Source organism: Pseudoxanthomonas japonensis (genome assembly GCF_010093445.1).
GTDB classification, from domain to species: domain Bacteria; phylum Pseudomonadota; class Gammaproteobacteria; order Xanthomonadales; family Xanthomonadaceae; genus Pseudoxanthomonas_A; species Pseudoxanthomonas_A japonensis.
In genome coordinates, this window is record NZ_PDWW01000007.1 from 42,532 (window position 1) to 56,529 (window position 13,998).

The window sequence follows — 13,998 nt, forward strand, 5'->3', positions numbered from 1 at the left end:
CCTGCCCCGCGTCGACGGCATCGCCGCTGGCGATGCTGACCGGCAGCGGTGCGCCGTCCAGCGGCAGCTGCGGTTCCAGTTCGCCGATGTCCTTGAGTTCGGACAGCGGCGGCAATTCGTCCAGACGCTTCAGACCGAAATAGTCGAGGAAACCTTTGGTGGTGCCGAACAGCGCCGGCTTGCCCGGCACGTCGCGGTGGCCGACCACGCGGATCCACTCGCGCTCTTCCAGCGCCTGGATGATGTTGCTGCTGACCGCCACGCCGCGGACCTGTTCGATCTCGCCGCGGGTGATCGGCTGGCGGTAGGCGATCAGGGCCAGCGTTTCCAGCGTGGCACGGGTGTACTTGGTCTTGCGCTCGGTCCAGAGGCGGGCGACCCAGGCGTGCACGTCGGCCTTGACCTGGTAGCGGTAGCCGGAGGCGACCTCGACCAGTTCCACGCCGCGGTCGGCGCAGGCCTCGGTGAGCTGTTGCAGGGCGGCCTCGACGCTGCCTTCAGGCGCGGGCTCGTCCTCGGGGAACAGGCCATGCAGCTGCGCCAGCGTCAGTGGCTGGGTGGCGGCCAGCAGGGCGGCCTCCACGATGCGGTTGATGAGCGATTGATCCATGCGGTCCTGTCGTTCGGAAAGGCGGCGGGCGGTGTGGCCCGGCCGCGTCACGGGCTGTCGTTGGCGGCGTCGCTGTCGTCGAACTCGCTGGAGAACTGCAGCGGTTCGTTGGTGTTGTTCAGCGCCAGCGACTTGATGTAGATCGGGGCGAGCGGGGCTTCCTGCACGATGTCAAGCAGTTGCTCCTTGGCCAGTTCCAGCATGGCCAGGAAGGTCACCAGCACGCCGAGCTTGCCTTCCTCGGGCGTGAACATGCTCTCGAAACGGTGGAACCTGCCGTCCTCCAGCCGCGTCAGCACGTCGCCCATGCGCTGGCGCACGCTCAAGGCCTCGCGCTTGATCGCGTGGCCGGTGAACAGCTCGGCGCGCTTGAGCACGTCGTGCAACGCCAGCAGCATCTCCTTCAACTCGACCGGCGGCGGCAGCTTGACCGAGGCGCGGTCCGGCACATCGGCGCTCACCGGCGTGGTGTCGCGGTCCTGGCGGGGCAGGGCGTCCAGGTCTTCGGCCGCCTGCTTGAAGCGTTCGTATTCCTGCAGGCGGCGCACCAGCTCGGCGCGAGGATCGCCTTCCTCGCCTTCCTCGCTGACCGGCCGCGGCAGCAGCATGCGCGACTTGATCTCGGCCAGGATGGCGGCCATCAGCAGGTACTCGGCGGCCAGTTCGAACCGCAGCTCCTGCATCACATTGATGTAGTCCACGTACTGCCGGGTGATCTCGGCGACGGGGATGTCCAGGATGTCCAGGTTCTGCCGGCGGATCAGGTACAGCAGCAGGTCCAACGGGCCTTCGAACGCGTCGAGGATGACTTCCAGCGCGTCCGGCGGGATGTACAGGTCCTGCGGGATCTGCAGCACCGGCTGGCCATGCACCACCGCCAGCGGCATTTCCTGCTGCTGCGGATGCGTGGACGGGGTTTGTGGGTTCGCGTCGGACGCGAGTTCTGGGCTCATCAAGAAACAGCCATCGTGCGGATCACCATGCGGGCCTGCGCACGGCAGGACGGCGCGGCACCGGCATTGCACCAACCAAGATCATCATGCGTCGCAGGGCGAACGCTTCCCTTACAGCAACCAGCAAAGCACACCGCAGGGATGCGGCGGCGGACAGCGAGAGGTCGTCGGGCGCGGGCGGGTGGGGGCAGCGAATCGAACGTCCCGGTGATCCCTCGATGGGGCAGGGAGGTCGGCGTGGCCGGGTCTTCCCCTGGACGGGCCGCTGCTTCCGGCCGTGCAATGGAGGACAGGGTAAGCCCTGACCCATACGGTGTCCAGCGCCGGATGGCGGGACCGCCCGTACAATTCAGACTTCGCCTGCGGAGTGAACACCATGTGGTATGCCATTGAAGGCCATGACGGCCCCGACGTCCTGGCCCAGCGACTGGCCGCACGCCCTGAGCATCTGGCGCGGTTGACCGCCCTCCGCGACGACGGCCGGCTGCTGTTGGCCGGGCCGTGTCCGGCGATCGATGCGGAGGACCCGGGTCCGGCCGGCTTCAGCGGCAGTATCGTGATCGCCGAATTCGACTCCCTGGAGGACGCGCGCGCCTGGGCCGACGCCGACCCGTACGTGGCGGCCGGGGTCTATGCCCGGGTCGACGTGCGCCCGTTCCGCAAGGTCCTGCCGTGAGCCGCGTCGAACGCATCCGGGCGGCGCTGGAATCCGCCCTGCAGCCGGTTTCCCTGGACGTGCTGGACGACAGCCATAAACACGCCGGGCACGAAGGCGCCCGCGACGGGCGCGGCCATTTCACCGTCCGGATCACCAGTGAGGCGTTCGCAGGCAAGGCGCCGCTGGCCCGTCACCGTGCGGTCTATGCAGCGCTGGGCGACATGATGCAGACCGACATCCACGCGCTCGCCATCGAAGCCCGCACGCCCGACGAAGCGCGCTGAGCATGCGTCTGCCATCTGGCAGCGCCGCATGCAGGCTGGGCTGAAAACGTTTACATTCGCCCCCTTTCGTTACGCCGGGAGGGCGCCATGAACCGGGAAGTCCCCACTGTTCCGCCACGACCGCTGCTGGTCGGCATGATCGCTGTCCTGCTGGCGGCACCGGCCGCCGCCAAGCCGCCGGTCTACGCGACGCCGGCCGAAAAAGCCTTCGTCGACGCCCTGATGGCGAAGATGACGGTCGAAGAGAAGCTCGGCCAGCTGAACCAGCCGGCCGGGGTGGGCAACAACACCGGCCCGGCGGCCATGACGGGCAACGAGGACCAGATCCGCAAGGGCGAGATCGGCACCTATCTGGGTACCCAGGGCGCGGTGCTGACCTGCCGCCTGCAGCGGATCGCGGTGGAGCAGTCCCGGCTGGGCATCCCGCTGATGTTCGGCTACGACGTGATCCACGGCCACCGCACCGTCTTCCCGGTGCCGCTGGGCGAGTCCGCCAGCTTCGATCCGGTCGAAGTGCAGCATGCCGCCCGTGTCGCGGCGATCGAGGCCTCGGCGCACGGCATCCACTGGACGTACGCGCCGATGGTCGACATCGCGCGTGATCCGCGCTGGGGTCGCGTGGTGGAAGGCGCGGGCGAAGATCCCTATCTGGGATCGGTACTCGCGGCGGCGCGCGTGCGCGGCTTCCAGGGCGACGACCTGCGCAAGCCGGACGCGGTGCTGGCCACGGCCAAGCATTTCGTCGCGTACGGCGCGGCCGAGGGCGGCCGCGATTACGACGTGGCCGACATTTCCGAACGCAGCCTGCACGAGGTCTATCTGCCGCCGTTCAAGGCCGCGGTCGATGCCGGCGCGCAATCGATCATGGCCGCGTTCAACGAGATCGCCGGCGTGCCCATGCACGCGCACCGGCCGCTGATCGAGGATCTGCTGCGCAAGGAATGGGGCTGGGATGGCCTGCTGGTCAGCGACTACACCGGTGTGATGGAACTGATGCCGCACGGCATCGCCGCCGACCGCAAGCAGGCGGGGGCACTCGGCCTGCGTGCCGGCGTCGACGTCGACATGGTCAGCCAGATCTACGTGAAGGACCTGCCGGCCGAAGTGAAGGCGGGCCGCGTGCCCATGGCGCAGGTGGATGCCTCCGTGCGTCGCGTACTGAATGCCAAGTACCGGCTGGGCCTGTTCGAGAATCCGTACCGTTCCTGCACCGACGATGGCGCCCACGAGCGCGCCATGACGCTGACGCCGCAACACCGCGCCGACGCACGCCGGATGGCGCAGAAGTCGCTCGTGCTGCTGGAGAACGACAACGACGTGCTGCCGCTGTCGAAGTCGGTGCGCACGCTGGCGGTGATCGGCCCGCTCGCCGACCATCGCCGCGCGATGCTCGGCAACTGGGCGGTGGCCGGGCGCGAAGAGGACGCGGTGACGCCGATCGAGGGCCTGAAGGCCGCGCTGGGTGACGGTACGCGGCTGGTGATCGCGAAGGGTGCCGACATCGACAGCCAGGACACCTCCGGTTTCGCGCAGGCCGTTGCGGCGGCGAAGCAGGCCGATGCGGTGGTGATGTTCCTCGGCGAACACCCGGACATGAGCGCGGAAGCGAACAACCGCACCTCGCTGGACCTGCCCGGCGTGCAGGAGCAACTCGCACTGGCGGTCGCCGCGACCGGCAAGCCGGTGGTGGCCGTGCTGTTGAACGGACGCCCGCTGTCGATCGGTGGCCTGAAGGGCAAGGTGCCGGCGATCCTCGAAGCCTGGTTCCCCGGCGTCGAGGGCGGCCACGCGATCACCGACGTGCTGTTCGGCGACGTCAATCCGTCGGCCAAGCTGCCGGTGACGTTCCCGCACAACGTCGGCCAGGTGCCGATCTACTACGCGCACAAGAACACCGGCCGTCCGCCGAGCGAGCAGGAGAAGTACACCAGCAAGTACCTCGACGTGCCGTGGACGCCGCTGTACGCCTTCGGCCACGGACTCAGCTACACGACGTTCCGCTACGACGCGCCGGTCGTGGCGAAGAAGACGCTGGCGCCTTCCGCCCTGCAGCAGCAGGTGAGCGTGCGCGTCACGAACACCGGCAAGCGGGAGGGCGTCGAGGTGGTGCAACTGTATGTGCGGGACGATGTCGCCACCGTCACCCGTCCGGTGAAGCAGTTGCGCGGCTTCCAGCGCCTGGCGCTGGCGCCTGGCGAATCGAAGACGGTCACGTTCGACCTCGGCTTCGAGGATCTGGCGATGTACGACGACCGCATGCAGCGGGTGGTGGAGCCCGGCACGTTCACCGTGTATGTCGGCGGCAGTTCCGACCGCACGCGTGAGGTCGCTTTCGAGGTCGCCGCCCAATAGAGGCATGCGTCGCGGTTGGCATGCGTTTGCTGCAATGCAAAATACTTGCGGATACCTTCGAGTGTCCGCAAGTGCATGAATTCGTGAGGGTTTAAGTGTCGAATAACGCGGGCTTTACACGTTTCCGTGAAAACGGTTACAGTCCGCGCCACTCAAGGCTGTCATCACCGCGGAGGGGCGGGGAATGGCGCGAACCTCGGTCACCATCAAGGATGTCGCACGCGAGGCGCGGGTTTCCGTCGCCACCGTGTCGCGTGCCTTGAACGGCCACGAGAACGTCGCCGAATCCGTCCGCCAGCAGGTCCTGGCCACCGCCGACCGCCTCCGCTACCAGCCCCACGCCGCCGCGCGCAGCCTGAGCAGCCGCCGCACCCAGACCATCGGCGTGGTGTTGCCCGACCTGTACGGCGAATTCTTTTCCGAACTGATCCGCGGCATCGACCAGGTGGCCCGTGCACGGCGCCAGCACCTGCTGGTGTCCAGCTACCACGGTCATCCGGAAGAACAGGGCGAAGCCCTGCGCGCGATGCGCGGCCGGGTGGATGGCCTGCTGGTGCTGTCGCCGTACAGCGACCGTCCCGGCTTCCTGGTCGACAACCTGCCATCGTCGCTGCCGGTCGTACTGATCAATACCGATGTACAGGACGCGTCGTATCCCGCGTTGACCATCGACAACTATGGCGCGGCCGTCGCGATGGTCGAACACCTGGCGGCGTCCGGTCACCAGCGCATCGCCTTCATCGGCGGCCCGGAAGGCAACTTCGACGCGCGCGAACGCCTGCGCGGTTATCGCGATGCGATGGCGCGCTTCGTGCCGGGCACGTCGCCGCAGGAATTTGCCGGCGATTTCAGCGAATCCTCAGGCTACGAAGCCGGCAAGCGCATCGCGCAATCGGCGGAGAAGCCGCAGGCGGTCTTCGCCGCCAACGACATGACGGCATTGGGATGCCTGTACGCCTTCAACGAAGCCGGTGTGCGCGTTCCGCAGGACGTCGCGCTGGCCGGCTTCGACGACATCCCGCTCGCGCGTTTTGTTCACCCGACCTTGACCACGATGCGGGTCAGTATTGCCGAACTCGGTGGACAGGCGATGGGCCGGTTGCTGGACGCGATCGACTCCGATGGAGCGCGCGTTGCGCCGTCGGCGATGCTGGTTCCCGAATTGATCGTCAGGGCGTCGAGTGTGGGAGAGGGCCGGCACACGGAAAAACAGGCAAAGGCGTGACCGCTTTTTTTTGGGCGGCGATGTAATCGATTACAAGCGGCACCAAGCCGACAAGCAACACATCCATCTTTGGAGGGAGAGCCAATGAAACAGCGCAACCGCACCATGTTCCGTCCCAATCGCAAGTTACTGTCATGCGCCCTGGCCAGCTGCCTGGCCATGGCCGCACCGCACGTGATGGCGCAGTCCACGTCCGCCACGCTGCGAGGCGCGGTGACCGCCGATTCCACCGTCACCGTGACCAACGTGGATACCGGCCTCACCCGCACCACGAAGGCGGCCAACGGCAACTACAACATCGGTGGCCTGCCGCCGGGTACGTACCGGATCGAAGTGAATGCCGGCGGACAGACCAGCAGCCGCGCGGTGACGCTGGCCGTGGGCCAGACCGCTACGTTGAACCTGCAGGAAGCGCCGCCGGTGTCCGCGCCGACCGGCGATGCGACCACGCTAGATACCGTGCGCGTGACCGCGCCGTTGCTGGTGGAAACGAAGACGTCCGAGATTTCCACCTATGTTTCGAACAAGCAGATTGAAGCGCTGCCACAGAACTCGCGTAACTTTCTCGCGTTTGCGGATATCGTGCCGGGTGTGACCTTCAACACCGGTGCGGATGGTTCCACGTCCTTGCGCAGCGGATCCCAACTGTCGGCTGGCGTCAATGTGTTCATTGATGGCGTGGGCCAGAAGGACTATGTCCTCAAGGGTGGTGTAACGGGGCAAGACTCGAGTCGCGGCAATCCATTTCCCCAGATGGCCATTGGTGAGTACAAGGTCATTACTTCCAACTACAAGGCGGAGTACGACCAGCTGAGCAGCGCGGCGGTGACCGCAGTGACAAAGTCTGGTACGAACGATTTCTCGGGCAGTTTCTTCTGGGACAGGACTGGTTCGGATTGGCGGAAGCCGACCCCCGCTGAAACGCCGAATGCGTCTAACCCCAACCGGCGAAAGGTCCGCTCGAAAGAAGAACAGTACGGTGTTTCCTTCGGTGGCCCTCTGATAAAAGATCAGGCGCATTTCTTCATTGCGTATGAAGCGAAGGAGTACAACTCCCCAAGGACCATCACACCTGGGCGGCAGTTTGCGATCGGGGATCTACCTCCAGAGTTCAGAGACGTTGCTTCGACACCGACCTCTGCTCCGTTCAAGGAGGATCTCTATTTCGGCAAGATCGATTGGGCAATCGGCGAGTCGCATCTGCTTGAGCTGACGTTGAAGCGGCGCGAGGAAGACGAGCTGACGAGTGTCGGTGGTGCCACGGTCAACGTTCCTTCCTACGGAACCTTGAAGACGGGTGAGGAAACCCGCGTCGACTTGCGCTACCAGTTCACCAGCCAGAATTGGCTCAATGATGCACATGTCACCTTTGAAGACACCAATTTTGCGCCTCGTCCGGCCTCGCTTGAGAATGGCTACCGTCTTTTCGTGCCGCGCAGGGGGCAGGAGACAAACAACAATCCAGACATGGAAGAAGTGCTGAACCTCGGTGGTGGTGGTGATTTCCAGAACAAGGGGCAGAAGGGTTACGGATTCCAGAACGACCTGACGTTCTACGGTTGGGAGGATCACACCATAAAGATGGGTATCAAGTACAAGGCGATCGACATCAGTGCCTTCGAACAGTCGCCCTTTTCTCCGCAGTTCCGGTACGACGTGACACGTAGTACGACGATCCCCTACTACGTGCAGTTCACGGCGCCAGGCAATGGCAACCCGACCACGGTCAATTCGAACAGCAAGCAGTTCGGCATCTACATCCAGGACGATTGGGATGTGACCGAGAAATTGCAGCTCAACCTCGGCCTACGTTGGGACTACGAAGTTACGCCCAGCTACGAAGACCACGTGACCCCAGAGACACTGGTTACGCGCCTGCGAGCTTATCCGGGTGTAAACAATCCAAATGTCGACTATGACATTAATGACTACATCAGTACGGGGAGCAACCGAGACTCTTTCAAGGATGGATGGGCGCCTAGGCTCGGATTCTCTTACGATCTGGGAGGTGATGCACGCCACGTGATCTTCGGTGGCGCGGGGCGCTCATACAATCGTAACCAGTTCGACTATCTGTCTTACGAGCAGTATCGCCTTGCGTTCCAGCGCTATGAGTTCTACTTCAATACACCCGGTCACGACTGCAATGCTGCGCCGGTAAGGACGCCATGCATCCCGTTTGATCCGAGCTTGTTGAATGCGGACGCACTCACCGCGCTTATCGTGCCGGGTACCAACTTTGGATCTGAGGTGTTTCTGCTGAACAATGAGCTGAAGACACCCTATTCAGACCAATTCAGCTTGGGTATGCGAAACGTCTTCGGCATGTTCGGTCATGACTGGAATTCCTCGGTCACGCTTATGCACGTTATGAGCCATGATGGGATTCTGTTCTCGATCGGTAATCGTCGCCCCGATGGCAGTTTCTATCCGCCTGGTGTCCAGTTTGGTAACTCTCCCGGCGCGGACCTTCCTGGTTATTCGAGGTTTTTCATTGGTGACAATGCTGTAGAGACGCGACTGAATTCGGTACTGGTCTCGCTCGACAAGCCCTATACGGCAGAGTCCCCTTGGTCAGTGAGCTTTGCCTACACGTACAGCGATGCCAAGGAAAATCGTGAGGGATCCGACATCTTCACGTTCGACTACCCCAATCTGGACAACGTTGGCTTCATCGGCGCGCGCGGCGTCCCCCGGCACAAGCTCGTTGCCACAGGTATCGCTGACTTCTGGGGTCTGACCTTCTCTGGCAAGCTGACACTCACCAGCCCTCCTGGCAACACGGGCCTCAACTGCTTCCAAGGCGTGGACCCGGGTGCATGCAATGTGGTTGGACGGTTCGAGAGCTACTACTTCGATGACCAAGACTTCCGTCAGTTGGATCTTGCTGTTCAGAAGCAGTGGGACACAGGTGGCGGTATCAAGTTCCGAGTGCGCGGCGACGTACTGAACGTCACCAACGAAGTCAATTACTCGGACTTCGGAAACTTCATTGGTGTAGGTGGCGTGCTGAATCCGGACTTCGGTCGCCGGACGGGTGAAGGCATTACTGGGCCCACCCGCACATTCAAGTTGTCTTTCGGCTTCGACTGGTAATACACACCCGCCCTCATGCGGCGCCTTCGGGCGCCGCATGAGCGGCGGGTTTGTTTGGTGCAGTTCTGTAATCGGTTACAACAGGAAAACGTTTTGAACAAGATCACCCCGGCCCCGCGCGCGTACTGGTTTATCGGCGTTGCGCTGACTCTGTTGATCGCCGGTTGCCAGAAGGCGCCGGAAGAGAAAGCGGCACCTGTCGCCTCTAAACCCGCGGCACCTGCCGTCGCCGCCAAGCCGGAGCCGCCGGTGAAGCCGGAACTGCCCCCGCTGTTCCGCGACATCGAACGCCGCACGTTCCAGTTCTTCTGGGATACCACCAACGAAACGAACGGCATGACGCCGGACCGCTATCCCTCGCGTCCGTTCGCCAGCATCGCCTCCATCGGTTATGCGCTCACCGCGTATCCCATCGGCATCGAAAACGGCTGGGTCAGCCGCACGCAGGCGGTCGACCGCACGCTGACCACGCTGAAGTTCCTGCGCGACATCCCGCAGGGCCCGCAGAAGGAAGGCAAGGGCGGCCACAAAGGCTTCTACTACCACTTCCTCGACATGAACACCGGGCAGCGCTTCAACACCTGGGTGGAACTGTCCAGCGTGGACACGTCGCTGTTGCTGATGGGCGTGCTGTTCGCCCAGTCGTACTACGACCGCGACGATCCGCGCGAGCGGGAGATCCGCTGGATCGCCGACACCATCTACAAGCGCGTCGACTGGACCTTCCTGCAGCAGAACAAGCCGCTGATCTCGATGGGCTGGTTCCCCGAGAGCGGCACCATCCCGCACGACTGGAAAGGCTACAACGAAGCCATGATGGTCTACATCCTGGCGATGGCTTCGCCGACGCATCCCGTGGGCCAGGACGCGTGGGAAGTCTGGACCCGCAGCTACAGCGAGTTGTGGGGCGTGTTCCAGGGACAGGAATACCTGACCTTCGCGCCGCACTTCGGCCACCAGTACAGCCACGTCTGGATCGACTTCCGCGGCATCCAGGACGCGTATATGCGCGAACGCGGCATGGACTATTTCGAGAATAGCCGTCGTGCCACGTACGCGCAGCGCGCCTACGCGACCGAGAATCCGATGAAGTGGAAGGACTACGGCGAGAACGTGTGGGGCCTGACCGCCTCCGACGGCCCGCAGCAGACCCTGCAGGAGTACCGCGGCGAACAGCGCCCGTTCCGCCACTACTCCGCGCGCGGTGCCGGCTTCCGCGAGAACTTCGACGACGGCACCATCGCGCCGACCGCGGCCATCGCGTCGCTGCCGTTCGCGCCGGAGATCGTCATTCCCGCGACGGAAGAGATGCACCGCCGCTATGGCGACTACCTGTACTCGAGCTACGGCTTCCTCGATTCGTTCAATCCCAGCTTCGACTACGACATTCCGCTGAAGACCGGCCGCATCGTGCCGGGCAAGGGCTGGGTGGCCAGCGACTACATCGGTATCGACCAGGGCCCGATCCTGGCGATGATCGCGAACTACCGGAACGACTTCGTCTGGAGCGTGATGAAGAAGAATCCGTACATCCGCGATGGCCTGAAGAAGGCCGGCTTCCAGGGCGGTTGGCTGGATGCCAAGGCGGGGCAGTCGTCTTCCGCGGGCAATGCGACCGCGCCCACCGCGCCTCCGGATCTCGATGCCGCCGCTGCGCGCGCGCTGGGTACCGCGGAGTCGCGCGCCAACCAGGCTTCGCAGCCCGAGGCGACGCGACCGCAGCAGCCCGAGTAAGCTGTCCGCATGGATCGGCGTGCGCCAGCAAGGGTCTCTCCGGCACGCATCAGGGTCTTCTCCGGTGGAAGGAGGGCCCTGGTGCGCTGCTGTTTCCTTGCGACCCTGATCCTCGCGCTTGCGCTCGTGGCGGGCTGCGCGCGCACGCAGGACGAACGCACCGTGGTGCGGTTCTGGGTAATGGGCTACGAAGGCGAGATCGTCGCGAAGCTGTTGCCCGAGTTCGAGCGCCAGCATCCCGGCATCCGCGTGGACCTGCAGATCGTGCCGTGGCTGTCCGCGCACGAGAAGCTGCTGACCGCCTTCGCGGGCGAGTCGCTGCCCGACGTCAGCCCGATCGGGAACACGTGGATTCCCGAGTTCGCAGCCCTCGGCGCGCTCGAACCGCTGGACGACGAGATCGCGGCCACGCCGGGCTTCGACCCGGCGGATTTTTTCCCCGGCGTGTGGGACACCGGCGTGATCGAGGGCCGCACCTACGCAGTGCCGTGGTACGTCGAAACGCGCCTGCCGTTCTACCGCCGCGACATGCTCGCGAAGGCCGGCGTGAAGACGTTGCCGGTCAGCTGGGACGAATGGCGGGTCGCGATGCGCGAGGTGAAGCGCGTCGCGGGGCAGGGCAACTATTCGATCCTGCTGCCGCTCAACGAATTCGAACCGCTGCTCAGCCTGGCCATCCAGCAGCCCGAGCCGCTGCTGCGCGACGATGGGCGCTACGGCAATTTCCGCAGCGAAGGCTTCCGGCGGTCGTTGGGCTTCTACAAGGAAATGTTCGACCAGCAGTGGGCGCCGGTTGTCACCAACAACCAGATCTCCAATGTGTGGGATGAGTTCGGCAAGGGTTTCTACTCGTTCTATATCTCCGGTCCCTGGAACATCGCCAAGTTCAAGGAACGCCTGCCGGCCGCACAGCAGAAGGACTGGATGACCATGCCGCTGCCCGGCCCGGGCGGCCCCGGTGCTTCGCTGGCCAACGGCACCAGCTTCGTGGTGTTCAAGGACTCGCCGAACAAGGACGCCGCCTGGACACTGATCGCTTGGCTCTCGTCGCCTGCCGTGCAGACCGAATTCCATTCGCTGACCGGTGACCTGCCGCCGCGACGCTCGCCGTGGCAGACGCCCGCGCTGGCGAACGATCCGTATGCCAAGGCATTCCGCGAGCAGTTGGAACGCGCGGTCTCCACGCCGAAGGTGCCGGAGTGGGAGCGCATCGCCACCGAAATGCGGCTGGTCGGCGAGCAGGTCGCCAATGGCCGGCTGACGGTCGACCAGGCGGCCGAGGAACTCGACCGGCGCGCCGACCGCATCCTCGAGAAGCGCCGCTGGATGCTGGATCACGCTGCCAAGCCGGGAGCCGGGCCGTGAGGTCGACGCATACGCTCGCCGGCTGGCTGTTCGCCGCGCCCGCGCTGACGGTCATCGTGGTGTTCTTCGGACTGCCCGTGCTGGCCGCGCTGGCGCTGAGCCTCACCGATTTCGACATCTACGCGCTGGCCGACATCGGCAACCTGCGTTTCGTCGGCTTCGACAACTACATCGGACTGCTGCAGAACCCGATGTTCTGGAAGTCGCTGGGCAACACGGTGTACTTCGTCGTGGTCGGCGTGCCGCTGTCGGTGGCGCTGTCGCTGGGCGCAGCGCTGCTGCTGCACTCGAAGCTCGGCCGCTTCAAGGGTTTCTTCCGCACCGCGTTCTTCGCGCCGGTGGTGACGACGGTCGTTGCGGTCGCGGTGATCTGGCGCTACCTGTTCCACACCAAGTACGGCCTGGTGAACTGGGGCCTGTCGTGGGTGGGCATCGATCCGGTCGACTGGCTGGGCGATCCCACCTGGGCCATGCCGACCATCATCCTGTTCGCGGTGTGGAAGAACTTCGGCTACAACATGATCATCTTCCTGGCCGGCCTGCAGAGCATTCCGGAAGACCTGTACGAGGCCGCGCGCATCGACGGTGCTTCGCGCTGGGCGCAGTTCCGCCACGTCACCCTGCCGCAGCTGGGGCCGGTACTGCTGCTGGTCGGCATCCTCACGATGGCCGGCTATTTCCAGCTGTTCGCTGAGCCCTACGTGATGACGCAGGGCGGCCCGCTCGAGAGCACCAAGAGCGTGCTGTACCTGATGTACGAAGAAGGCTTCAAATGGTGGAACCTCGGTAACGCGTCCGCGGTGGCCTTCCTGCTGTTCCTGCTGATGACGGTCGTGACCAGCGGCCTGCTGTGGTTCGCGCGCAAGCGGGGCGTGGAATGAACCAGCGTCTCGCCGCCATCGTCGTCAATGCGCTGCTGGTCGCGCTCGCCGTGGTCAGCCTGGGGCCGCTGCTGTGGATGCTGTCGGTGTCCTTCATGCAGACCGGCGAGGCCGGCCACTTTCCGCCGCCGCTGCTGCCGTCCGCGCCCACTCTGGACAACTACCGCGAGCTGTTCGTGCGCGCCGGCATGGGCCGCTACCTGGCCAACAGCTTCATCGTCTCGACCAGCGTCATGCTGCTGTCGCTGCTGTTCAACACCATGGCCGGCTACGCCTTCGCCAAGCTGCGCTTCAAGGGCCGCGACCGCACCTTCCGCGCCCTGCTGGCGGCGCTGGTGATCCCGGCACAGGTGGCGATGATGCCGCTGTTCCTGCTGCTCAAGCAGATGGGCCTGGTGAACACCTATGCGGGTGCCATCGTGCCGGGCATGGCGGCGATCTTCGGCATCTTCCTGGTGCGCCAGTACGCACGCTCGATCCCGGACGAACTGCTCGAGGCCGCGCGCATCGACGGCGCCAGCGAGGCGCGCATCTTCTTCCAGATCGTGCTGCCGGGCCTGAAGCCGATCCTGGTGACGCTGGCGATCTTCAGCTTCCTCGGCGCATGGAACGATTTCATGTGGCCGCTGATCGTGTTGAGCGACGACAGCCTGCAGACCCTGCCGGTCGCACTGGCGGGCCTGTCGCGCGAACACGTGATGGACTACGAACTGATGATGGCCGGCTCGGTCGTCACCATCCTGCCGGTGCTGCTGCTGTTCCTCGTGCTGCAGCGCTACTACATCCAGGGCCTGTTGCTGGGCAGCGTCAAAGGCTGACCCGGAGCGGGTCATCGTGGAG

Annotated in this window: 10 protein-coding genes and 1 pseudogene; 9 read left to right on the forward strand and 2 right to left on the reverse strand. The window is 64.5% G+C overall.

The window, feature by feature from the left end; translation table 11 throughout:
• Positions 1–37 precede the first annotated feature (37 nt).
• Together scpB and CSC78_RS07330 are read right to left on the reverse strand one after the other, a co-directional pair.
• A pseudogene (gene scpB / locus CSC78_RS07325) lies at positions 38–610 on the reverse strand (SMC-Scp complex subunit ScpB); the annotation flags it as partial.
• A gap of 47 nt (positions 611–657) precedes the next feature.
• Positions 658–1,563, reverse strand: a complete 906-nt coding sequence (locus CSC78_RS07330) for a segregation and condensation protein A (RefSeq protein ID WP_162337256.1) — start codon at positions 1,561–1,563, stop codon at positions 658–660.
• Between the two features lie 376 nt (positions 1,564–1,939).
• On the opposite strand from CSC78_RS07330, the gene CSC78_RS07335 reads away from it, so the two are divergent.
• From CSC78_RS07335 to CSC78_RS07375, 9 genes are all read left to right on the forward strand, one after another.
• Positions 1,940–2,239, forward strand: a complete 300-nt coding sequence (locus tag CSC78_RS07335) for a YciI family protein (protein WP_162337257.1) — start codon at positions 1,940–1,942, stop codon at positions 2,237–2,239.
• Positions 2,236–2,505 (forward strand): BolA family protein, encoded by a 270-nt coding sequence (locus tag CSC78_RS07340; protein WP_162337258.1) that lies wholly within the window; start codon positions 2,236–2,238, stop codon positions 2,503–2,505. The genes CSC78_RS07335 and CSC78_RS07340 overlap by 4 nt, the downstream gene beginning before the upstream one ends.
• 87 nt (positions 2,506–2,592) lie before the next feature.
• A complete protein-coding gene (gene bglX / locus CSC78_RS07345) occupies positions 2,593–4,857 on the forward strand; it encodes a beta-glucosidase BglX (protein ID WP_162337259.1) in 2,265 nt (754 codons plus the stop codon).
• Between the two features lie 184 nt (positions 4,858–5,041).
• Positions 5,042–6,082: a LacI family DNA-binding transcriptional regulator gene (locus tag CSC78_RS07350; protein ID WP_162337260.1), complete on the forward strand. Its 1,041-nt coding sequence runs from the start codon at positions 5,042–5,044 to the stop codon at positions 6,080–6,082.
• Between the two features lie 84 nt (positions 6,083–6,166).
• Positions 6,167–9,178 (forward strand): TonB-dependent receptor, encoded by a 3,012-nt coding sequence (locus tag CSC78_RS07355; RefSeq protein WP_162337261.1) that lies wholly within the window; start codon positions 6,167–6,169, stop codon positions 9,176–9,178.
• Between the two features lie 93 nt (positions 9,179–9,271).
• Positions 9,272–10,912 carry a glucoamylase family protein gene (locus CSC78_RS07360; RefSeq protein WP_238391193.1) on the forward strand — a complete coding sequence of 547 codons (1,641 nt, stop codon included), beginning with the start codon at positions 9,272–9,274 and terminating at the stop codon, positions 10,910–10,912.
• 81 nt (positions 10,913–10,993) lie between these two features.
• A complete protein-coding gene (locus CSC78_RS07365) occupies positions 10,994–12,277 on the forward strand; it encodes a sugar ABC transporter substrate-binding protein (protein ID WP_238391194.1) in 1,284 nt (427 codons plus the stop codon).
• Positions 12,274–13,158: a carbohydrate ABC transporter permease gene (locus CSC78_RS07370; protein WP_162337264.1), complete on the forward strand. Its 885-nt coding sequence runs from the start codon at positions 12,274–12,276 to the stop codon at positions 13,156–13,158. The genes CSC78_RS07365 and CSC78_RS07370 overlap by 4 nt, the downstream gene beginning before the upstream one ends.
• Positions 13,155–13,976: a carbohydrate ABC transporter permease gene (locus CSC78_RS07375; RefSeq protein WP_162337265.1), complete on the forward strand. Its 822-nt coding sequence runs from the start codon at positions 13,155–13,157 to the stop codon at positions 13,974–13,976. Before CSC78_RS07370 ends, CSC78_RS07375 begins: the two co-directional genes overlap by 4 nt.
• Positions 13,977–13,998 lie beyond the last annotated feature (22 nt).

What these genes read in the sequence shown, in the direction of transcription:
- CSC78_RS07375 (WP_162337265.1), top strand. Translation starts at nt 13,155, where the DNA reads ATGAACCAGCGTCTCGCCGCCATCGTCGTCAATGCGCTGCTGGTCGCG.
- bglX (WP_162337259.1), top strand. Translation starts at nt 2,593, where the DNA reads ATGAACCGGGAAGTCCCCACTGTTCCGCCACGACCGCTGCTGGTCGGC.
- CSC78_RS07355 (WP_162337261.1), top strand. Translation starts at nt 6,167, where the DNA reads ATGAAACAGCGCAACCGCACCATGTTCCGTCCCAATCGCAAGTTACTG.
- CSC78_RS07330 (WP_162337256.1), bottom strand. Translation starts at nt 1,563, where the DNA reads ATGAGCCCAGAACTCGCGTCCGACGCGAACCCACAAACCCCGTCCACG.
- CSC78_RS07350 (WP_162337260.1), top strand. Translation starts at nt 5,042, where the DNA reads ATGGCGCGAACCTCGGTCACCATCAAGGATGTCGCACGCGAGGCGCGG.
- CSC78_RS07335 (WP_162337257.1), top strand. Translation starts at nt 1,940, where the DNA reads ATGTGGTATGCCATTGAAGGCCATGACGGCCCCGACGTCCTGGCCCAG.